Source organism: Bacillus sp. CFBP9009 (genome assembly GCF_036541465.1).
Classification (GTDB): domain Bacteria; phylum Bacillota; class Bacilli; order Bacillales; family DSM-1321; genus Peribacillus.
This window is the reverse complement of record NZ_JAZHFU010000002.1, coordinates 460,786-481,474: the sequence shown is the minus strand read 5'-3', so window position 1 is coordinate 481,474 and position 20,689 is coordinate 460,786. Positions and strand designations below refer to the sequence as shown.

Sequence of the window (20,689 nt, the reverse complement as noted above, 5' to 3'; positions counted from 1 at the left end):
ATAAATGAATCGTCCTTTTTTATTTATTTCATAACAATGTAATTCATGAAATTATTCATAAAAAAATAAAGTTAACTACAAAAGATTGAAATGAATTATAAAATTATCATTAAATTATAACTAATTATTCTGAATTTTTCTTATAGAATGAAAATATAACAAAAACAAGGGGGAAATGAAAAATGAACACGATTACAAACAAGGTTATCCGTTATACAGGAACAGAATTGCATACAAAAGGATGGCAACAAGAAGCAGTGCTTAGAATGTTAATGAATAATTTGGATCCTGAAGTCGCTGAACGTCCAGAAGATTTGGTTGTATACGGAGGCATTGGGAAAGCAGCTCGTAACTGGGAATGCTTTGATGCAATCGTTAAATCACTAAAAGAGCTTGAAGAAGATGAAACTTTATTGGTCCAATCAGGGAAACCGGTGGCCATTTTTAAAACGCATACAGATGCACCACGTGTCCTGCTTGCCAATTCAAATATCGTCCCTGCATACGCGAACTGGGAAACATTCCATGAACTTGATAAAAAGGGATTGATGATGTATGGGCAGATGACAGCTGGCAGCTGGATATATATTGGTTCTCAAGGAATCGTACAGGGTACATACGAGACCTTTGCCGAGCTTGCAAAACAACATTTCAATAACTCGTTAAAAGGCACCATTACTCTAACGGCAGGTTTAGGCGGAATGGGAGGGGCACAGCCACTGGCAGTTACGATGAACGGTGGTGTCTGTATCGGGATCGATGTAGATGAGACAAGAATTGACAGGAGGATTGAGACTCGTTATACCGATGTGAAAACGGATTCTTTGGATGAGGCCATTCGTTTAGCCAAAGAAGCAAAACTTGCAGGAAAAGCATTATCGATTGGTTTGATTGGGAATGCTTCCGATCTTCTTCCAGAAATGATCGCCAGGAACTTCATTCCGGATGTCTTGACGGATCAAACTTCCGCCCATGATCCGCTAAATGGATATACACCTTCAGGTATGTCAATGGTGGAGGCTGCAGAACTACGGAATGCAAATCCAGAAGAGTATATTAAACTCTCTAAAGCTTCAATGGCCAAACATGTAAGAGCGATGCTTGAAATGATGGAAAAAGGAGCCGTGACGTTTGATTATGGCAACAATATCCGTCAAGTTGCGAAAGATGAAGGCGTAGAGAATGCTTTTGACTTCCCTGGCTTCGTTCCAGCATATATCCGTCCACAATTTTGTGAAGGTAAAGGTCCATTCCGCTGGGTGGCTTTATCTGGTGATCCAGAAGACATTTATAAAACAGACCAAGCGATTTTACGCGAATTCGCTGATAATGAACATTTATGTAACTGGATTAGAATGGCTCAAGAAAAAATCCAGTTCCAAGGTCTGCCTTCCCGCATATGCTGGCTTGGTTATGGGGAGCGCGCCCGTTTTGGTAAAATCCTCAATGATATGGTTGCAAGTGGTGAATTAAAGGCACCGATAGTGATTGGGCGTGACCATTTGGATTCAGGTTCTGTCGCTTCGCCGAATCGTGAAACGGAAGCCATGAAGGATGGTTCGGATGTAGTGGCTGACTGGCCGATCTTAAATGCAATGGTGAATGCAGTGGGCGGTGCAACCTGGGTTTCCGTACATCATGGCGGCGGCGTAGGAATGGGTTACTCCATGCATGCAGGCGTTGTAATTGTGGCAGACGGCACAAAAGAAGCAGGAGCAAGGATTGAGCGAGTGCTGACAACGGACCCTGGGATGGGTGTAGTGCGTCATGTTGATGCAGGGTATGAACTGGCAGAGGAAACAGCTCGTGAAAGAGGAATTAATATCCCGATGCTTGATAAAGGAATTGATAAACAATGACAAAACCAATTTGGATAAAACATGCCACTCAACTTGCTACCCTTACCTCTGATAGGAAAGGGCCTCGTTCCAAAGAGGGAATGTCGGAGCTTGGGTTGATAGAGGATGGAAGTATATGGATCGAATCTGGGTTGATTCAAGCTGTCGGTACAACCAAGGAATTGGAAAAACTCTATGCTGATAGAATGCATGAAGCTGAAGTTTTCGATGCTACTGGCCATTTGGTGACACCAGGGCTTGTTGATCCCCATACGCATGTTGTATATGGCGGAAGTCGTGAGCGTGAATTCGAAATGCGTCTAGAAGGTGCAACATATATGGACATCATGAACGGAGGTGGGGGCATTCATGCAACCACCCGCATGACAAGGGAAGCAAGTGAAGAAGAATTGATGGAACAAACCATACGCCGCCTTGATTCGTTTCTTGCTCATGGAGTGACTACAGTAGAAGGTAAAAGCGGTTATGGAATGAATTTGGAAACCGAATTAAAGCAGTTGCGGGTGATGAAGAAGTTACAGGAAGAGCATCCGATTGATCTAGTTCCTACTTTTATGGGAGCCCATGCGGTTCCAAAGGATTATAAAGGCCGTGAGGATGAATTTGTCGATCATCTGATTAATGATATGCTTCCAATCGTCTCTGAAGAAAAGCTTGCCGAATTCAATGATGTCTTTTGTGAAAAAGGGGTTTTTACCCCCGAACAATCAGAGAGAATTTTAAAGGCGGGGAAAAAGTACGGCTTGATCCCTAAAATTCATGCTGATGAAATTGAGCCATACGGGGGAGCGGAACTAGCTGCCAAAATAGGGGCTATATCAGCTGAGCATTTATTAAAGGCTTCCGAAGAGGGAATTCAGGCCATGGCTAAGTCAGGAACCATTGCCTGCTTGCTTCCAGCCACAGCTTTGTATTTAAGAGAAGATGCGGCCCCAGGACGCCGAATGGTTGATGAAGGTGTAGCTGTTGCCATTTCGACCGATTGCAATCCCGGATCCTCGCCGACGACTTCCATGCCACTTGTCATGAACCTGGCATGCATCTCGATGCGGCTGACCCCAGCTGAAGCGCTTACGGCCGCAACATACAATGCTGCTTGTGCAATCAACAGACAAGAAAAGATAGGTTCGCTTGAAGTAGGTAAACAAGCGGATGTCGTTTTATGGAATGTTGAAAACTATCAGGAATTGCAATATTTATTTGGGGTTAACCACGTTAAGGCTGTATGGAAAAACGGTGTTCAAGTTGTGAATGATAAAGTGAAGACTGATTCCAAAAGCCTGACGGGCCTTTAAAAATCACTATTCTCAATCAATGTCTTCCCATTCCATCCGCTGAAAAATTCAGGGGATGGAATGGGCTTTTAGAAGTATTCAACAAATGTAATGGTACTGAATAGTAGGATGATGATTTATCATCCTACCCATTTTCAGCGTTAAATACTTTACCACTTTACAGTGAAATTAAATGAAAGTGTTTTAAGGAATTCGTGGAAATGAATCTTCCATGTGGAGGGAATTTTATGTGGATAATCACTATCCATTCGAAAAATGGCATAAAAATGTTTGAGTTTACCACAGAAAAGGAAGCTAGGGAAAAATTCGAGGTAATAGAAGGGTGTAAAATCCTTACTGAAGTCATTTATTTCAATAAATTTACGGTTAGTTGAATCTTAAAATTAAGCGGAGAAACTATATATTCATAGCTTAAAAGACAAAAAAGGTAGAAAAATATGAAATAAATTATAAAAAGATTATTATTTCATAATTCATTGCTGGATTTTCTTTTTAGTATTAAGCTTAATCATAAAATGAAAAGCTAGCTGTAAATTAAGTTTTAACATGCATGCAGGTGTACATTCCTTTTCGTAAGGTCAGTAAAATATCATTATTTAGTGTGAACTGAAATCTGTTCATTTAATTTCAGGGTCACTGCTGGATTATTGCAGTAATAGTTTTTTCGATACATAAATCTGATAAATCAAAAAACGGAGGGGATTCTTTGAACGAACAAAAATTCACTATTGACGATGCCCCATTTAATAGGTTTCATTTTCGAATTGCAGGACTTACATTCGGTTCCAGCTTTTGTGATGGCTATTCTTTAGGGATCATTGCGATGGCCCTGACAGTATTCGGGCCTCAAATGAATATGAATTCAATGTGGACAGGGCTGATCGGCAGCTCTGCTTTAATCGGTCTGTTTGCGGGATCTTTAATACTTGGAAGACTTTCTGACCGTGTAGGCAGACAGAAAATCTTTCTCGTAAACTTTTTACTTATCACGGTAGCTACTATTTTACAATTTTTTGTTAGCAGCCCAGAAGAGCTTTTTATTTTACGGTTGCTGATTGGATTTGGACTTGGAGGAGATTACGCTGTCGGTACGACTTTGCTTGCCGAGTTTTCACCAAAAAAGTATCGCTCCTCGCTCCTCGCGTCTATAAACGTAGTATGGACGCTTGGATATGTTGCATCAAACTTTGTTGGTCATTACTTGGGACAGGTTGGTTCAGACTCATGGCGTTGGATGCTTGTCAGCGCTGCCATTCCGGCTATTTTGGTTTTAATCTTAAGAATAGGAACGCCTGAATCACCAAGGTGGCTTGTCAGCATGGGGCGTGTCGAAGAAGCTCGCCAGATTGTAAAAAAACACCTTGGATCGAACGTTGAAATGGGAGAAACGACGACTGGCACAGAAAATCAAAAGACTCTGGGATTTCGTGGGCTTTTCAGTAAAAGGCTTCGTAAGCGTTTGGCTTTTGGTGGAATATTCAAATTAACTCTTGTTATTCCGTACTTTGCAATTTACACTTTCCTGCCTTCCATACTTAGTACAATGGGTTTTGAACAGAACTTTTTTGCCGATACAATGTTAAATCTATTCTTGCTTGTTGGGGCAATTATTGGTCTTTGGCTGCTTGCAAAATTTTCTCGTAGAGGATTTACCATCGGGGCTTTCACGATCCTTACTGTTTCATTGTTCTCACTCAGCTTCTTACACAATGGTTCTCAATTCTTAATGTTGTTAGTCTTCTTGATCTTTACTTTTTTCATGTCAGCAGCATCGAACCTTACATTAGTATACCCAGCAGAGCTTTTTCCAACTGAGATCCGTGGCTCTGGAATAGGTATGGTTACGGCTATTAGTCGGATTGGTTCTGCAATTGGAACATTTCTGCTGCCTGTTTCTTTAAGTTCATTCGGATTAAGTGCCTCAATGGCAGGAATGGCAGCCATTCTGCTGGTCGGCTTGATCGTATCGATCGCCTGGGCGCCAGAAACGAAGAATCTTTCATTACATGAAGCAAGTGACCCTTTGCTAGAAGCGGAGAATTCTCCGAAGGGAACAGCTATTCCCTATACAGAAAATGAAAAAATAACATAAGATTAACTTCCGGCAAATAAATGAGAAGGACCAAAACTTTTTTCTCCTTCTTGATCAGTCATATGAGAGGAGATGTATAAGGATGACAACTACCGATTGTTTACAACCGAAGGATATTAAAGAGGTTGTACTAGGTGATGGTGCAATCTCAATAGAAGAGGTAATTGCGGTTGCAAGATATGGTGCAAAAGTTACTTTCACTGAGGCATTTTGTGAAAGGGTGGATAAATCACGAAGCTTAATAGACAAGTTTTTAGATGATAATAGATTGATTTACGGTGTAACGACAGGTTTTGGCAGTAATATGACGGAGGTGATTTCTCCACAGGACGCCGAAACCCTTCAACGGAATATTGTTCGTTCACATGCTGTTTCAGTAGGGGAAACTCTTGAAAAAGAAGTCGTAAGAGCCATTCAATTGATGATCCTCGTGAACTTAGGCCAAGGGTATTCAGGGGTCCGTTTACAAGTTTTAAAGCTTATTGCTTCACTGTTAAATCACGATATACTTCCCTATGTTCCAGGTGATGGGTCAGTGGGGTATCTTTCTCCTGAAGCTCACATGGCCTTAGTGGTGATTGGTGAGGGGAAGGCATGGTATAAAGATGAGCTCATACCTGGCAGGGAAGCTTTAGAGAAAGCTGGATTAGCACCTGTTACGTTGGGTGCTAAAGAAGGATTGGCACTTACAAGCGGGACTACTTCCGTTACTGCGATGGCTGTCCTGGCCTTATACAATAGCATGCAAGCCGCGAAAACCGCCGACATTACGGGAGCTATGTCTTTAGAAGTGCTAAAAGGTACAATAAAAGCATTTGATCCCCGTCCCCACGCATTGAAAAAACATGAGGAACAGGCTAAGACAGCCAGAAATGTTACAAGGATTCTTGAAGGCAGCCAAATCATTGAAACTTACAAGGAACATAGATTACAAGATGCACTTAGCTTACGATGCATTCCACAAGTCCATGGAGCCATAAAAAGAGTATTGAAGGACGCTGCTGTTTCGATCGAGAATGAAATGAACTCTGTAAGTGACAATCCTCTGATTTTTCCGGAAGAGGAAGATGGAATTGCCATGATGGCGGGAAATTTTGATGGTTCATTTGTTGGGATTTATGCGGATGCGATTTCCATCGCGTTAGCAAACTTAGCAAAAATAACAGAACGCAGAATAGATCGGCTTGTAAACCACCACCTTAGTGAATTACCTAATTTCTTAGTGGTTAATCCAGGTTTAAATAGTGGCTACATGATTCCGCAATATACAGCTGCCGGGCTATTGAATGAAATCAGGGTGCTCTCGCATCCAGCCACTATAGATAATATCCCTACCTGCGCAAATCAAGAAGACGTGATAAGTTTTGCCTATTTCGCTGCGAAGAAAGCCTATCGGATTTCGAAGAAACTTGAATATATTTTAGCCATTGAACTGATGACGGCAACCCAAGCAATGGATTTTCATCTGCCCTTGAAACCGTCACCGGTTACGGAGGGGGTATATCATTTAGTTCGGAGCGAAGTCCCGATGGTTGAAGAAGACCGCTTTTTCCATCCTGACATTGAAGCGGTATATAGGCAAATTCATGAAGGGGAAATAGTGAAATTCGTTGAAACGGCGATTGGGGAAATAGAGTTCTAAAACCATGTGGAAGCTGTTTTACTTTATTTAATAAGGTAAAATGGCTTCCTTTTTTTAAAATGAAGGATCATATTTAAAGGAGGAGGGATGTAAGATGCACTATGATGTAATTGTAATTGGAGCTGGATCTATGGGAATGTCTTCAGGTTATTATCTATCAAAAAATGGACAAAAAGTATTATTATTGGATTCCTTTGCTCCTCCTCATAATAAGGGCAGCCATCACGGGGAAACAAGAATTATTAGACATGCTTATGGTGAAGGCAGGGAGTATATTTCTTTGGCACTTAAATCCCAAGAGCTATGGGGTGAGTTGGAAAGAAATTCGGGGAAACAATTATTTCTTCCAACGGGGGTCCTGAATGCTGGTAGCGAAAATTCCACTTTCATTAAGCAAGTGATAGCGGGTTCAAACGAATATGGGTTACCTATGAAAATCTTGGATTCACATGAAATTCATGATAGATGGCCTGGAATAAAACTGCCGGAAGACTACATTGGATGCTATGAATCGACTTCGGGCGTATTGAAAAGTGAAGAGTGCTTAAGAGCGTATCAACAACTTGCGAAATCTCATGGTGCCGACATCAGGGTAAACAGTGAAGTGAAGAAGATAGTTGTTCATGGCAATGGGGTCACGATTAAAACGGATGAACAGACATTCCACTCAGAATCTTTAGTGGTTGCAGTTGGGGCGTGGGCCCCGAAAATATTGGCGATGTTAGATTTAAATCTGCCGCTGGAACCCATCAGAAAAACATTTGCCTGGTTTCATGCAAATGAAAGATTATATAATCATAATGATTTTCCGGCTTTTTCTTTTGATACTTCAGTTGGTACATACTATGGCTTTCCTAGTATAAATGGTTCTGGAATGAAAGTAGGGAGACATGATGGGGGAACCCGTATAAATCCTGATGGCTGTATTGAAGGTTTTGGTGAATTGGATGAAGATGAGGGAGATTTGGTGAAGTTTTTGCGGAAATATATGCCTGCTGATCAAAAATTGAAATATGGGAAAACTTGCATCTACACCATGACCCCTGATGAGCATTTTATAGTGGATAAACATCCTTATTATCCACACATTGCCATAGCAGCAGGTTTCTCTGGACATGGTTTTAAATTCAGCAGTGTAATGGGGGAAATTTTGAGTGACTTGATTATCTCCGGTACGAGCAAGGAAGATATTTCATTGTTTTCTATTAATCGATTTAATTAAAGACTTGAAAAAAATATTTCGCCATCGAGATGAAAATACAAAATCACAAGTTTAACTTGAACCTGCATATAGAATGAAAATCAAAGTCGTTGATTCCTTATCATAGGAATCAACGACTTTTTTTATCAGCAAAAAAAGGTTTAGTATATGTTTTTGCCGGTTTATTGATATTACATCTATGTACATAATCTTCTATTTAATCAAAGATAATAGTAGAAGAAAACATCAATGATATTCAAGATAAATGAAAAAATACAAAAACATATGTTAGGTTAGCTAACAATTATATTGTCGAAATAAAAAAAACATGCTAGAATAAGAATATTCCGAAATATGAAACACTAATTCCGAATTTCGGGATTTCATGAAATTTAATGAAAGTGAAATACTTATTTTTTTATCTACATATTTATAGGTTTTATTGTTCGAAATTTCTGTAAATAGGAGGAATGTACAATGAATACAGTTGATTTGAATTGTGATTTAGGAGAGAGCTTTGGCACATATCGAATTGGAAATGATGCAGAGATTTTGGATTATGTAACATCTGTCAATGTTGCTTGTGGATTTCATGCTGGCGATCCGACCGTTATGAGAAAAACGGTTCAGCTTGCTTTAGAGAAAGAAGTAAAAATCGGAGCCCACCCAGGTTTCCAGGATTTAATAGGTTTTGGCAGACGCAATATGAATATTTCACCACAGGAAGCTTATGATATTGTTGTCTATCAAATTGGTGCATTAAATGGCTTTTTGCAATCTGAAGGCGGGAATATGCAACATGTTAAACCACATGGTGCTTTGTACAATATGGCGGCAAAGAATAAAGAGTTGTCTCTTGCCATAGCTGAAGCTGTATACAAAATTAATCCTGAGCTCATTTTATTTGGCTTGTCGGGCAGTGAATTAATACGTGCTGGACAGACCATTGGATTACAAACGGCTAGTGAAGTGTTTGCAGATCGGACATATCAACAAGATGGTTCATTGACTTCACGTATGAAAGCGCATGCAATGATAGAAAATGATGATGATGCTGTTGTACAAGTAATTCGAATGGTTAAAGAAGGAAAGGTTTTGTCACAGCAAGGAACTGATGTGGCTTTAAAGGCAGATACAATTTGTATTCATGGGGACGGAGCACATGCTTTAACCTTTGCTCGTCATGTAAAAAAATCCTTAGAAATATCTGAAATTACAGTTAAGTCTATTTCTAAATAAAATCACAAACATCTAGGAGGCAGATTCCATTGGAGCAAATCAAGAATTCAACTGACCCGAAAAAAAATCATTCTAAGCCAAAAACTAACAGGACCTTATTGCTAGGTGCAGCATTTCTTATGGCAACATCAGCCATAGGACCAGGTTTTTTAATGCAGACAACTGTTTATACCCAAAGTCTTGCAGCAAGTTTTGGGTTTGTTATCCTTATTTCAGTTATTCTTGATATTTTTGCACAAACAAATGTATGGCGCATTATTGCTGTATCTGAAAAACGAGGACAAGAGATTGCAAACATGGTTCTTCCAGGACTAGGTTATGTTCTAGCGGCACTCATAGTTATGGGGGGGCTAGCATTTAATATAGGGAACATCGCAGGAGCTGGACTTGGTCTAAATGCGATGATTGGAATTTCCCCAACAACTGGAGCAGCAATTAGTGCAGTTATTGCAGTATTAATATTTGTAGTAAAAGAAGCAGGAAAAGCGATGGACCGCTTTACACAAATTGCAGGCTTTTTTATGATCTGTTTGATGATATATGTTGCATGGACAACTTCTCCTCCAGTTGGAGAAGCAGTAGTGAAGACATTTGCACCTGATAAGATTGATATTATCGCAATCGTTACATTAGTTGGGGGATCTGTGGGTGGCTATATTACATTTGCTGGCGGTCATCGTCTATTGGATGCAGGAGTGAAAGGTGTCGGAGCACTGCCACAAGTAACAAAGAGTTCAGTAATGGGTATTTTAATAACCACAGTTATGCGAGTTGCATTATTTTTAGCAGTTCTAGGTGTTGTATCTAAAGGCTTGCAAATTGATTCAGAAAACCCTGCGGCATCCGTTTTTCAACTTGCTGCTGGAAATGTAGGCTATAAAATGTTTGGTATTGTTATGTGGGCTGCAGCAATCACATCAGTAGTTGGTGCTGCATATACTTCTGTTTCGTTTATCAGAACATTCAGCGAAAAAATAAATAAAAAGGCTAACTGGATTATCATTGGCTTTATAGTCGTATCGACCATTTGCTTTCTATTAATTGGTCAACCGGTTAAAGTACTACTTGTAGTAGGGGCAATTAATGGTCTGATTTTACCAATTGCACTTGGTACACTTTTAATTGCGGCATATAAGAAGAATATTGTGGGTGATTATAAACATCCTTTATGGTTGACGATTTCCGGTGTATTTGTGGTAATCATCATGGCGTTAATGGGCGTATATACATTAATGAAACAACTGCCCGCTCTTTTTTAATGATACATCAATAAAACGGGGTGGAAGTGGCGTGCTAGTTTGTCACTGACTCCCAGTTCTTAATAGGAGATGAATATTAATGATCGATCTTTCTCAAGCTACCCCGGCTGAATTGCGCGCAATGATCCGCAACAATGAATTGATTAAGCCAACTGCTGGAATGGCAAACGGATATGCACAAGCAAACTTGGCCATCTTAAAAAAAGAGCATGCTTTTGATTTTTTATTGTTTTGTCAGCGTAATCCAAAGTCTTGTCCACTTCTAGACGTAACAGAAATTGGTTCTCCTATTCCTAAATTTGCTGCACAGTCTGGTGATATACGTACAGATATTCCAAAATACCGGATATATAAATATGGTGAATTAATAGAAGAAGTAACGGATATTTCAGATTATTGGGAAGATGATATGGTTGGGTTTTTAATCGGTTGCAGCTTTACATTTGAACATGCCCTTTTAAACAACGATATTTCCATTCGTCATATTGAAGAGAACTGTAATGTACCGATGTATAAAACGAATATTTCATGTGTTGAAGCAGGGATATTTCACGGGAAAATGGTAGCGAGCATGCGTCCGATTCCTCAGAAAGATGTGGTGCGAGCGGCTCAAGTTACATCGCGTTTTCCTGCTGTTCATGGTGGTCCAATCCATATTGGAGATCCGGAGGCGATTGGTGTTTCTAACATACAGCAACCTGATTTTGGTGATGCAGTAACGATTCGTGAAGGAGAAGTGCCGGTCTTCTGGGCTTGTGGAGTAACGCCTCAATCTATCGCAATGGAAACAAAACCGGCGATTATGATTACGCATGCACCAGGACATATGTTTATAACGGACATTCGTGATGATAAATTAGGCGTTTTATAATATTACTAACAGAAAGAGTTGAGTTCTATGCCGGAAAAGCTTTTGAATAAAACTACATGCATACTGTCTCCCTTAGGCGATTCCGCAATCGTGATTACATTTGGGAATGAAATTAAATACGACATTCACAAAAAAATTAAAATGTTTATGGATTTGCTTGAAGATGAACCTTTTGTTGGATTTATAGAATGTGTGCCGGCTTTTACAAATTTGACAGTTTTTTATGATCCTCTAGTTATCTATAAGAAACAAAAACAAAGCAATAATGATGAATTTATTTCTCCATATGAAGTGGTTCGTTCTATCATGGAAAGGAAACTACAGTGGTTAAAAGAAGATAAAAAGCTAACACATCGAACTGTTTCTATTCCTGTATGTTATGGGGGGGAATATGGCCCGGATTTGGAATATGTAGCTCGTTATAATAATTTAACTACTGATGAAGTCATCCATATTCATTCAAATGGTGAGTACTTAGCCTATATGATTGGATTTGCTCCAGGTTTTCCGTTTCTCGGTGGACTATCAGAAAAAATTGCAACACCTAGACGATCTTCTCCTAGAATGACCATACCAACAGGAGCAGTTGGAATTGCAGGTATGCAAACGGGTGTATATCCAATATCTACGCCTGGAGGGTGGCAATTAATTGGACAAACGCCAACCAAACTATTCTTACCAGATGTAAATCCTCCAAGCCTATTACAAGCAGGAGACATTGTGAAATTCCATCCAATTTCTAATCAAGAGTATAATGAAATTATTCTTAAGGAGGGGTTACAGTGAGCCTGCGTGTAATCAAACCGGGATTATTAACTAGTATTCAGGATCTTGGAAGAAAAGGGTTTCAGCAACATGGAGTGATTGTAAGCGGCGCAATGGATGCATATTCCCTAAGAATTGCCAATATGTTAGTTGGCAATAAAGAAGGTGAAGCGGCCATGGAAATTACGTTAATGGGTCCGACTCTTAAAATAGAAAAAAATTGCTTGATCGCGATAACAGGTGGAAATTTATCACCTACTATTGACAGTCAAGCTGTTCCAATGTGGAAGCCTGTTTATGTAAAAAAAGGCTCTATTCTTCGATTCGCGGGATGTAAATCAGGTTGTAGGACTTATTTGTCTGTAGCGGGAGGATACGCTATTTCTACAGTTATGAATAGTAAAAGTACATATCTAAGAGGGGAAATTGGGGGCTATAAGGGAAGAGCATTAAAAGTAGATGATGTTGTGGATTTTAATGAAACTTCTACGATTCTAGATAACCGGGAGTTTAAAGAAGCGTTTATCGCTCCAAAGTGGTTTGTCAATGAAAAGGAGTTTATGCCAAGTCGCATGCCAGTTATTCGTTTCATAGATGGAAGCCAGTACGATTATTTTACGGACTCTAGTAAAGTTAGTTTTGCAGAGAATTTGTTTAAAGTTTCAAACCAATCTGATCGTATGGGCTATAGAATATCAGGTCCTTTGTTAGAGTTACAGGATAAAAGGGAGCTATTGTCTGAAGCAGTAACTAACGGGTCTGTTCAAGTTCCTCCTGATGGAAACCCTATCATTCTTCTTGCGGATAGCCAAACAACGGGAGGGTATCCTAAGATAGCTCAAGTGATTACTGCAGATTTACCATTAATTGCTCAGGTCAAACCAGGGGAAGCTATTCAATTTTCACGAGTAACCTTAAAAGAAGCCGAGCAGCATTTCCTTCAAAAAGAACAACAATTAAAAGATTTAAAGGTTTCGATTTCATTAGCTCTAAAAAACAGCATGTAATATAGTTACTTCATCAAGAAGTAACAAAAGGAAGAGAGTACTCTTATTAAAAGGGTACTTTCTTTTTTTGTTCATAAATAATAAGTGAAAGATGGAGCCTCTATTTATTTTCTCAAGGCAGTTTTTCAAATAAATTGTTGCTTATTTTACCTTAATACTTGATGGCTGATGTGACTCCAACAAGTATTTTCTTTAATGACTGTATCAAGAAATACTTTATCTTGCGTTTAAGCTTAGTATTAACCGTTGAATTTCTATGTGGATTTTTATCGCTCCTATCTGATTAAATGTTTCGATCTATCAGAATTCTCTATCCCATTTTACTATGTATGTGCAGTTCTTCTTTCAGTCAATAAAAATCTTGAATACTAATATCTTTTTTATGAGATTATGTCTCAATAATTTCACCTCTATATACTTATTTTCATTAAAAAACATTTGTTTTCGGTAATCGATTTTATCATATGCAAAGACTGCAAAAACAACAAACATCCCTTAATCATACTAACATCTAGAAAAACTACTATCAGCATTTCCTACATTGCAAAATAAAATATAAAAACTGGAAAAGAGAAAACTTGAACATTGAAATATAGTACAGGCAGTTCAGCACATCAGAACTGTTTTTTTTATTTTAAAAGATAGGGGAATTTTCCCCTTAGGATAGGGAATTCCCCCGATATGGAAAAATCGGGGCAGCTCTTACAATAAGGGTATGGTAATTGTTTGTAATGAGGAGGAATAGTAATGCAGGCAAAAGTCGCAGCAAATCAAAAAACAGGAAAATCGATTGATAATGCTTTTGCATCACATTTTGCTAAGTCTATGTTTCTAGCAGTTTGCGGACTTGTATTCTTATCGTTTATTGGTACGAGAATGTTTACACACGTAGATTTAAACCTTTATGGCTATATGGTGGGGACGATTATTTTTATTGGGGGGTTCTTTTACAGATTTATCGCATGGGGAGAAAGGCCGCCAACAAAGATTTTTATAAAAAAGGGCATCAAACTTCTATTTAGAAAATCAACGCCCAAAACATCAGTTGACCATTTAGCAACATACAATTTCATCTGGAATAGGGGAATTTACCGATGGACTCAGCACGTTCTAATGGGCTGGGGCTGCATTCTTTCCTGCTTCGTGACTTTTCCTCTAGTATTTGGATGGATGTACTTCACAATGGACGACAACGGTTACTACAACATCATCGCAATGGGGATCCAGGTAATGACAGTACCAGCTGATGGGCTTATTGCGAACTTATCATATAACGCACTGAACATTACAGCAGTGATGGTCATTTCCGGAGTATGCATGGCTCTATACCGCCGCTTGAAAAATATGCAGGCAAGAGCAGAACAAAAATTCATCTATGACTTCCTTCCATTATTTATGTTGTTATTAGTCAGCATTACAGGATTGGCACTAACGTTTATGAACATCTTTATACACGGTGCAGGACAGCCAGCTATGTCCTTGATTCACCAATGGTCAGTCATTATTACATTGATTTATCTTCCGTTCGGAAAACTTGCGCACATACCTTTTCGCCCAATGAGTGTTTTAGCAAGAAACTATAGAGAGCATTATGCGGAACAATCCATGAAAGGATGCAAAGTATGTGGTGATGAGTTTGTTTCAACAGAACAATCAAAAGATGTCGTAGAGGTTCTCGGCGTGAACAATATCGAATTTCAAACGAAGGAAGGCCACCATCTCGCTGAAATGTGCCTACCTTGCCGTAGAAAATACCGGATTGCTCAATTTTCCGGTTTCCCTATCCATGAGGTAAAAGTTAAGGAGGCAAACCAGAATGCAAAGGGATAAGTTTTATAAAGAAGTAGAGAATGTGATACACCCGAATGAATCATTGGTCAAAACGCATTGTGCATATTGTGGAATGCAGTGCGGAATGAATTTAAGGGTAAATGTAGCGACAAATAAAATCATTGGGGTTGAACCACGTTATGACTGGCCTGTAACGGTTGGAAAAATGTGTCCAAAAGGGGTTACAGCTTACCAGCAGACAAATCATGACGATCGTATTTTAAAACCGCTTATTCGTGATGATGCATCATTAAAAGGAACCAAGGAAGGCTTCCGTGAAGCAAGCTGGAATGAAGCGTATGATTTAATCGTGAAAAAGTTCAGTGAGCTTCAAAATAAATATGGAAAAGATACATTATCCGTTTTCAGCGGCGTATCAATGACAAATGAAAAATGCTATTTAACAGGAAAATTTGCACGTGTGGCTCTTGGAACACGCTACATTGACTATAATGGCCGATTTTGTATGTCAAGTGCGGCCGGAGGATTCCTTCGTTCATTCGGCGTAGATAGAGGTTCAACATTACCCTGGACAGATATTCATGAAACAGATTGCTTATTTATTGCAGGAAGCAACACAGCAGAATGTCATCCAACTTCTATGTTCCGAGTCTGGAACGTTCAAGAAAGAGGAGGTTACATTATCGTGGTGGATCCCCGGGAAACACCTATTGCGAGAAGAGCAGATGTGCACCTTGACCTGAAACCGGGAACGGATCTTGCCCTTGCTAATGGAATATTAAATTTATTAATCCAAAATGGTTATGCTGACGAAGAGTTTATTAATAATCATACAAACGGATTTGAAGAAACAAAAGAGCTTGTACAAAAATTCACACTGGAATATACGAGTGAGCTTACAGGTGTGGCACCTGAAAAAATTATTCGCGCAGCAGAGATTTATGGAAAAGCACCGAATGCAGTTGTCATGTTTGCCCGTGGAATTGAACAGCAGCATAAGGGTGTTGACAATGTATCTGGATATACAAACATGGCGCTTGTAACAGGTAAGATTGGCCGTCCGAAGTCTGGTGTAGCAACATTCACTGGTCAAGGCAACGGACAGGGTGGACGGGAACATGGCCAGAAAGCGGATTTATTGCCAGGATACCGTAAAATTACAAATCCTAAACATGTTGAAGAAGTTTGTAAAGTATGGAAAATTACTCCGGAAGAAATGCCTCAGCCGGGTGTTTCTGCTTATGAAATGTTTGAACTGATGGAACAAAAAACGATCCGCGGATTGTATCTGCTATGTTCTAATCCTGCAGTATCTGCGCCGAATCTAAATTTCGTCAGAAGTGCGATGAAAAATCTTGATTTTATGTTGTGTTCGGACTTCTATCTTTCTGAATCAGCAGAGTTTGCGGATGTGATCCTGCCATCAGTAACGTGGTCAGAAGATGAAGGAACAGTTACAAACCTTGAAGGAAGAATTATTAAGATAAATAAGGCACAAGAACCAATCGGTGAATCTAAGCCCGATTGGCAAATACAAGTAGAACTTGCAGAACGTCTTGGAAAAGGAAAATACTTTTCCCATTTGAAAACAGCAAAAGATATAGCTGATGAATTCAGACTGGCTAGTAAAGGGGGATATGCCGATTATTATGGTGCTACATGGGATAAAATCGATAAACAGGACGGAGTATTTTGGCCTTGTAAGGATGAAAATGATATGGGAACGCCGCATATGTTCCTGGATAAGAAATTCTATCACGCAGACGGCAAAGCGAAAATTTGTGCGCTTCCTTACCGCCCCCCTGCTGAGGAGCCAGATGAAAAATATCCACTTCGTTTAACAACCGGGCGTGTCGTTTACCACTACTTATCTGGAAACCAGACGAGAAGAATCCAGTTCTTGCGTGATATGTGTCCGGAGCCATACGTCGAAGTACATCCGGAAACAGCAAAAAAATACAATATGGAACATGAAGAAAGAGTCCGCCTACATACCCGAAGAGGCGAGGCAATCTATAAAGTGAAAATTACAGAAGCAATTCGTAAAGATACTGTATTTGTTCCGTACCACTTTGGTCACGAGCAATCTATCAATCTATTAACCATTGCAGCACTTGATCCGATCTCCCGTATGCCGGAATATAAGGCATGTGCTGCTCAATTGGAAAAAGTTGAAATAAAGAAGGTGCAATAAATGAAAAAGAGGCTGTACTTAGAACTTGAAAACTGTATAGGATGCCGTTCATGCCTTGCAGCATGTACACAATGCGGAGGGCATGAAGAACGGAACAGAAACTATGTTTACGATGTAAACCCTATGGTTAATCGGCAAACCATGCCTCTAATGTGCCTTCATTGTGTGAATCCGGCCTGTGCAAGAAGCTGTCCAGCCCAGGCAATCCAAATACATGAGACAGGGGCCGTCTTATCAGCTCTCGTTGAAAAATGTATTGGCTGCCAAAACTGTACGATTGCTTGTCCATATGGTATACCAAAATTTGACACTGAACAAAACTTAATGTACAAATGCGATTTATGTATCGACCGGACAAAAAACGGTATCCCGCCAATGTGTGCAAGTGTTTGTCCATCCAATACACTTCAGTGGCTCACCGATGAGGAAATTGGAAATAGAAAAAAACAATTTAATCTAGATAATGGAAAATGGGTGACTAGCATGCCGTATCTTGAAGGTGAAACGAACGTTAAAGTAAATTTGCCTGGTATTTTACAGGGGATAACGAAGCTATTTTAGGAGGGATTAAGATGCCGTCAGATAAAAATAATAAAATTCCCTTTAATGAAGATAATTACACCCATAATATTGAACGGAATAATGAAAGAAAGCTCGACAGACGTGGGTTCATGAAAACATTAGTGGGAGCTGCTGGTGTATTCGCAATTTCCTCCCTTCCTTGGGGAGCGGTAGCGGCTAAAGAATTGATGGGTCTTGGGGAAAAGGAGTATCCCCACAAAAAAATCACAGATGTAAGCAAAATTGCAATTGGTGACGCAGTAGAGTTTAAATTTCCAGGTGATCATGATGATGCTATTTTGATCAGATTGTCTGAAACGAAATACGTAGCTTACCAAAATGCATGCACACATCTTCGTTGCCCGGTTTTCTGGGTGAAGGAAGAAGGAGAGATGGTTTGTCCTTGTCATCATGGAAAATTTGATGTTGAAACAGGTGCTCCAACTGCCGGTCCGCCAAGAAGGCCGCTGCCTGAGATTCAGGTGAAAGTTGAAAATGGCGGGGTATACGCAGTAAGGGTGAAGCGTTATGAGGCTTAAGTTTATTGGTGTCGCGTTGCTTTGTGCCTTCTTTATGATGAATATTGTATTTACCCAATTTATGGTTCATCAATATTATTATGAAAATTATGTAAATGTTTTAATATTTGGGGGATTAAACATAGTGGTGTTTCCCTTAGCGTTATTTACTTATAAAAAAACGAAAAACGAAAAGGCGTGAATCAAATGAACAGTGAAACATACTTTGATTTTTGTTTTGTAAAAGAAGCATCTGGAAATTTTGCTGCTGAAATCGATAAGCTCCTTTCAGACCTTTTTAAAGATGTCCGTCTTAACTGGTATTTAGATGAAAAGTCAATAGATGGGGCCGATATTGTAGTTGCCGAAGTAAAGGGAATGAGCAATTGGGAGTCTGTAGTGGAAACAATTGAATTTATCGAGAATCATGCAGAAGATACATTCTGGGAATATTTGCAGGGTTTTCAAATGAATGTTTACACGGCAAAGAGAGGATGCAATACCTGTGGAACACATTAAAATAGAAGATATACAACCATTAATATCGGAAAAAGCAAGTGTAGCCATCTTAGATGATGATGGCCAGGGTAAAGCTCCTTTCGTTTCTAAAACGATTGTTAAGGTGAAGCTTTGTCCTGATATAACACATCTGCGTATTTACTTTGACGACATTAATTTTTTCGCTGTCCCGTTGATATCCAATGTGACTAAAAATGAAAATGAGTGGTCAGCTTTTGACGAAAATGCGAGATTACAATATGTAATTAGAAGAGAGAGTGGTCAGGATGTTTAGAAAAATTCAGCTTCCATTACAAACCTTAAACCTCGTTGTAGGATTTATGGTGTGGGTATTAATTTCGTCCCTGCTGCCTTTTATTAAAGAAGATATCGCAATACCGGATGGTCAGCTTGCACTGGTAACAGCTGTTCCAGTTATTTTAGGATCTATTCTTCGCATTCCCCTTGGCTTTTACGCCAATCAGTTCGGGGCCAGGAAAATTTTCCTGATTAGCTTTATATCGCTGTTATTCCCTGTTTATTATATCAGTATTGCGGATTCTCTTGCTGATTTGTTGATTGGAGGGCTATTTCTTGGTATTGGGGGAGCCGTATTCTCTGTTGGAGTAACCTCTTTACCGAAGTACTATCCTAAGGAACGCCATGGCTTTATAAACGGAATTTACGGTGCAGGAAACCTCGGAACGGCTATATCAGCATTTGCAGCACCTGTTGTAGCTACGAAGTTTGGCTGGTCAACAACCGTACAGCTTTATCTTGTGATTTTGGCAGTATTTATCGCAGGTAACTTCCTATTAGGGGATAAAAAGGAACTGAGAGTAAAGACACCGCTTTTAGAACAAATTAAGGGTGTCTACAAAAATGAAAAACTATGGCTGCTAAGCTTATTTTACTTTATAACATTCGGTTCTTTTGTTGCATTTACTATTTATCTGCCAAACTTTCTTGTAGCGAACTTTGGATTAGATAAAGTTGATGCAGGTGTAAGGACAGCAGGCTTTATTGTTCTTGCTACTCTTATGAGACCTATTGGCGGGTGGCTTGCCGACCGCTTCCATTCTCTTATTCTGCTCATGTTTGTTTTTGGAATTTATACGATTTCAGCAATGATCCTATCCTTTGCTCCATCAATTGGCTGGTACACATTTGGCTGTTTAAGTATTGCTCTCTGTGCTGGAATAGGAAATGGTGTTATTTTTAAACTGGTGCCGATGTATTTCCAAAAGCAGGCCGGTATTGTGAATGGAATTGTGTCCGCAATGGGAGGTTTGGGAGGATTTTTCCCGCCGTTAATTCTATCCTTGTTATTCAATATCACAGGCCATTATGCAATCGGGTTCATGGCATTGTCAGAAGTTGCCCTTGCAAGTTTGATTTTAGTAGTCTGGATGTATTTCCAAGGTAAAATGGGCCTTGCCAAAGAAGTGATTGACAATACAATAGAAGGCATTTTGATCACCGATACCAGTGGTAAAATCATTTCAGTAAACCCTTCGTTTACAAGGATTACTGGCTATCAGGAAAATGAAGTAATTGGAAAGAATCCTAGTATACTTAAGTCAGGTAAACAGCCTCAAACTTTTTATGAGGATATGTGGAAATCTATTGAAAAAAATGGTTTCTGGCAAGGTGAAATCTTGAATAGCCGAAAGGATGGACAGCAATATCTACAATGGCTGACAATTAGTGCAATAAAAAATGATGCTGGGGATGTTGTTCAATATGCCGGAATGTTTAGTGACATTTCAAGTCATAAAGTGAAGAAAGCATAAAATGAACTGCGCGTATGAAATTATTGGATTTGAAGGCTGAATTGTAGTTTTCAAGAACAAGAAGTTCTAATGCTAGGTCTCTGGTGGGAAAGAAGGTATACGTC

General features: G+C 39.5%; 18 protein-coding genes. All 18 read left to right on the top strand.

The genetic code is table 11. The features are described from left to right. Window positions 1–182: 182 nt before the first annotated feature. The 18 genes from hutU to V3595_RS07380 all read left to right on the top strand — a co-directional run bounded on the left by hutU (window position 183) and on the right by V3595_RS07380 (window position 20,585). Entirely contained in the window at window positions 183–1,859 is a 1,677-nt protein-coding gene (hutU, locus tag V3595_RS07465; RefSeq protein WP_137018396.1) for a urocanate hydratase, read from the top strand. Further along, window positions 1,856–3,154, top strand: coding sequence for an imidazolonepropionase (gene hutI, locus V3595_RS07460; RefSeq protein ID WP_485906282.1), 1,299 nt, complete (start codon window positions 1,856–1,858; stop codon window positions 3,152–3,154). Before hutU ends, hutI begins: the two co-directional genes overlap by 4 nt. A 227-nt stretch (window positions 3,155–3,381) precedes the next feature. Further along, window positions 3,382–3,528 (top strand): hypothetical protein, encoded by a 147-nt coding sequence (locus V3595_RS07455; RefSeq protein ID WP_485906280.1) that lies wholly within the window; start codon window positions 3,382–3,384, stop codon window positions 3,526–3,528. 332 nt (window positions 3,529–3,860) lie between these two features. Next, complete coding sequence (locus tag V3595_RS07450; protein WP_485906278.1) at window positions 3,861–5,246, top strand: MFS transporter; 1,386 nt, start codon at window positions 3,861–3,863, stop codon at window positions 5,244–5,246. 82 nt (window positions 5,247–5,328) lie between these two features. After that, window positions 5,329–6,888, top strand: coding sequence for a histidine ammonia-lyase (gene hutH, locus V3595_RS07445; protein WP_485906277.1), 1,560 nt, complete (start codon window positions 5,329–5,331; stop codon window positions 6,886–6,888). A gap of 94 nt (window positions 6,889–6,982) precedes the next feature. Then, complete coding sequence (gene solA, locus V3595_RS07440) at window positions 6,983–8,110, top strand: N-methyl-L-tryptophan oxidase (protein WP_485906276.1); 1,128 nt, start codon at window positions 6,983–6,985, stop codon at window positions 8,108–8,110. Window positions 8,111–8,566: 456 nt separating this feature from the next. Beyond that, window positions 8,567–9,328: a 5-oxoprolinase subunit PxpA gene (pxpA, locus tag V3595_RS07435; protein WP_485906275.1), complete on the top strand. Its 762-nt coding sequence runs from the start codon at window positions 8,567–8,569 to the stop codon at window positions 9,326–9,328. A 119-nt stretch (window positions 9,329–9,447) separates the two neighbouring features. Beyond that, window positions 9,448–10,587 carry an NRAMP family divalent metal transporter gene (locus V3595_RS07430; protein WP_094246674.1) on the top strand — a complete coding sequence of 380 codons (1,140 nt, stop codon included), beginning with the start codon at window positions 9,448–9,450 and terminating at the stop codon, window positions 10,585–10,587. A 79-nt stretch (window positions 10,588–10,666) separates the two neighbouring features. Further along, window positions 10,667–11,458: a putative hydro-lyase gene (locus tag V3595_RS07425; protein ID WP_137018401.1), complete on the top strand. Its 792-nt coding sequence runs from the start codon at window positions 10,667–10,669 to the stop codon at window positions 11,456–11,458. A gap of 27 nt (window positions 11,459–11,485) precedes the next feature. Further along, entirely contained in the window at window positions 11,486–12,244 is a 759-nt protein-coding gene (pxpB, locus tag V3595_RS07420) for a 5-oxoprolinase subunit PxpB (RefSeq protein ID WP_063233465.1), read from the top strand. Continuing rightward, the gene (locus tag V3595_RS07415) at window positions 12,241–13,230 is read left to right on the top strand and encodes a 5-oxoprolinase subunit C family protein (RefSeq protein ID WP_485906273.1); all 990 of its coding nucleotides are present in this window, start codon (window positions 12,241–12,243) and stop codon (window positions 13,228–13,230) included. Before pxpB ends, V3595_RS07415 begins: the two co-directional genes overlap by 4 nt. A gap of 747 nt (window positions 13,231–13,977) precedes the next feature. After that, the gene (locus tag V3595_RS07410; protein WP_485906271.1) at window positions 13,978–15,060 is read left to right on the top strand and encodes a hypothetical protein; all 1,083 of its coding nucleotides are present in this window, start codon (window positions 13,978–13,980) and stop codon (window positions 15,058–15,060) included. Continuing rightward, window positions 15,047–17,215 (top strand): molybdopterin oxidoreductase family protein, encoded by a 2,169-nt coding sequence (locus V3595_RS07405; RefSeq protein ID WP_485906269.1) that lies wholly within the window; start codon window positions 15,047–15,049, stop codon window positions 17,213–17,215. The genes V3595_RS07410 and V3595_RS07405 overlap by 14 nt, the downstream gene beginning before the upstream one ends. Continuing rightward, complete coding sequence (locus V3595_RS07400) at window positions 17,216–17,776, top strand: 4Fe-4S dicluster domain-containing protein (RefSeq protein ID WP_485906267.1); 561 nt, start codon at window positions 17,216–17,218, stop codon at window positions 17,774–17,776. Window positions 17,777–17,787: 11 nt separating this feature from the next. Next, window positions 17,788–18,315, top strand: coding sequence for a Rieske (2Fe-2S) protein (locus tag V3595_RS07395; protein ID WP_485906265.1), 528 nt, complete (start codon window positions 17,788–17,790; stop codon window positions 18,313–18,315). A 186-nt stretch (window positions 18,316–18,501) separates the two neighbouring features. Then, on the top strand, window positions 18,502–18,813 hold the full coding sequence (locus tag V3595_RS07390) for a hypothetical protein (protein WP_063233471.1): 312 nt from the start codon (window positions 18,502–18,504) through the stop codon (window positions 18,811–18,813). Continuing rightward, window positions 18,800–19,087: a hypothetical protein gene (locus V3595_RS07385; protein ID WP_101221833.1), complete on the top strand. Its 288-nt coding sequence runs from the start codon at window positions 18,800–18,802 to the stop codon at window positions 19,085–19,087. Before V3595_RS07390 ends, V3595_RS07385 begins: the two co-directional genes overlap by 14 nt. Next, window positions 19,080–20,585, top strand: a complete 1,506-nt coding sequence (locus tag V3595_RS07380; RefSeq protein WP_485906263.1) for a nitrate/nitrite transporter — start codon at window positions 19,080–19,082, stop codon at window positions 20,583–20,585. Before V3595_RS07385 ends, V3595_RS07380 begins: the two co-directional genes overlap by 8 nt. Window positions 20,586–20,689: the final 104 nt, after the last annotated feature.

Bases quoted from the DNA above. Each gene is read 5' to 3' on its own strand.
- hutH (WP_485906277.1), top strand. From the start codon at position 5,329: ATGACAACTACCGATTGTTTACAACCGAAGGATATTAAAGAGGTTGTA.
- V3595_RS07425 (WP_137018401.1), top strand. From the start codon at position 10,667: ATGATCGATCTTTCTCAAGCTACCCCGGCTGAATTGCGCGCAATGATC.
- V3595_RS07405 (WP_485906269.1), top strand. From the start codon at position 15,047: ATGCAAAGGGATAAGTTTTATAAAGAAGTAGAGAATGTGATACACCCG.
- V3595_RS07410 (WP_485906271.1), top strand. From the start codon at position 13,978: ATGCAGGCAAAAGTCGCAGCAAATCAAAAAACAGGAAAATCGATTGAT.
- solA (WP_485906276.1), top strand. From the start codon at position 6,983: ATGCACTATGATGTAATTGTAATTGGAGCTGGATCTATGGGAATGTCT.
- V3595_RS07430 (WP_094246674.1), top strand. From the start codon at position 9,448: ATGGCAACATCAGCCATAGGACCAGGTTTTTTAATGCAGACAACTGTT.
- hutI (WP_485906282.1), top strand. From the start codon at position 1,856: ATGACAAAACCAATTTGGATAAAACATGCCACTCAACTTGCTACCCTT.
- V3595_RS07390 (WP_063233471.1), top strand. From the start codon at position 18,502: ATGAACAGTGAAACATACTTTGATTTTTGTTTTGTAAAAGAAGCATCT.
- hutU (WP_137018396.1), top strand. From the start codon at position 183: ATGAACACGATTACAAACAAGGTTATCCGTTATACAGGAACAGAATTG.
- V3595_RS07395 (WP_485906265.1), top strand. From the start codon at position 17,788: ATGCCGTCAGATAAAAATAATAAAATTCCCTTTAATGAAGATAATTAC.
- V3595_RS07455 (WP_485906280.1), top strand. From the start codon at position 3,382: ATGTGGATAATCACTATCCATTCGAAAAATGGCATAAAAATGTTTGAG.
- V3595_RS07380 (WP_485906263.1), top strand. From the start codon at position 19,080: ATGTTTAGAAAAATTCAGCTTCCATTACAAACCTTAAACCTCGTTGTA.
- pxpA (WP_485906275.1), top strand. From the start codon at position 8,567: ATGAATACAGTTGATTTGAATTGTGATTTAGGAGAGAGCTTTGGCACA.
- pxpB (WP_063233465.1), top strand. From the start codon at position 11,486: ATGCCGGAAAAGCTTTTGAATAAAACTACATGCATACTGTCTCCCTTA.
- V3595_RS07400 (WP_485906267.1), top strand. From the start codon at position 17,216: ATGAAAAAGAGGCTGTACTTAGAACTTGAAAACTGTATAGGATGCCGT.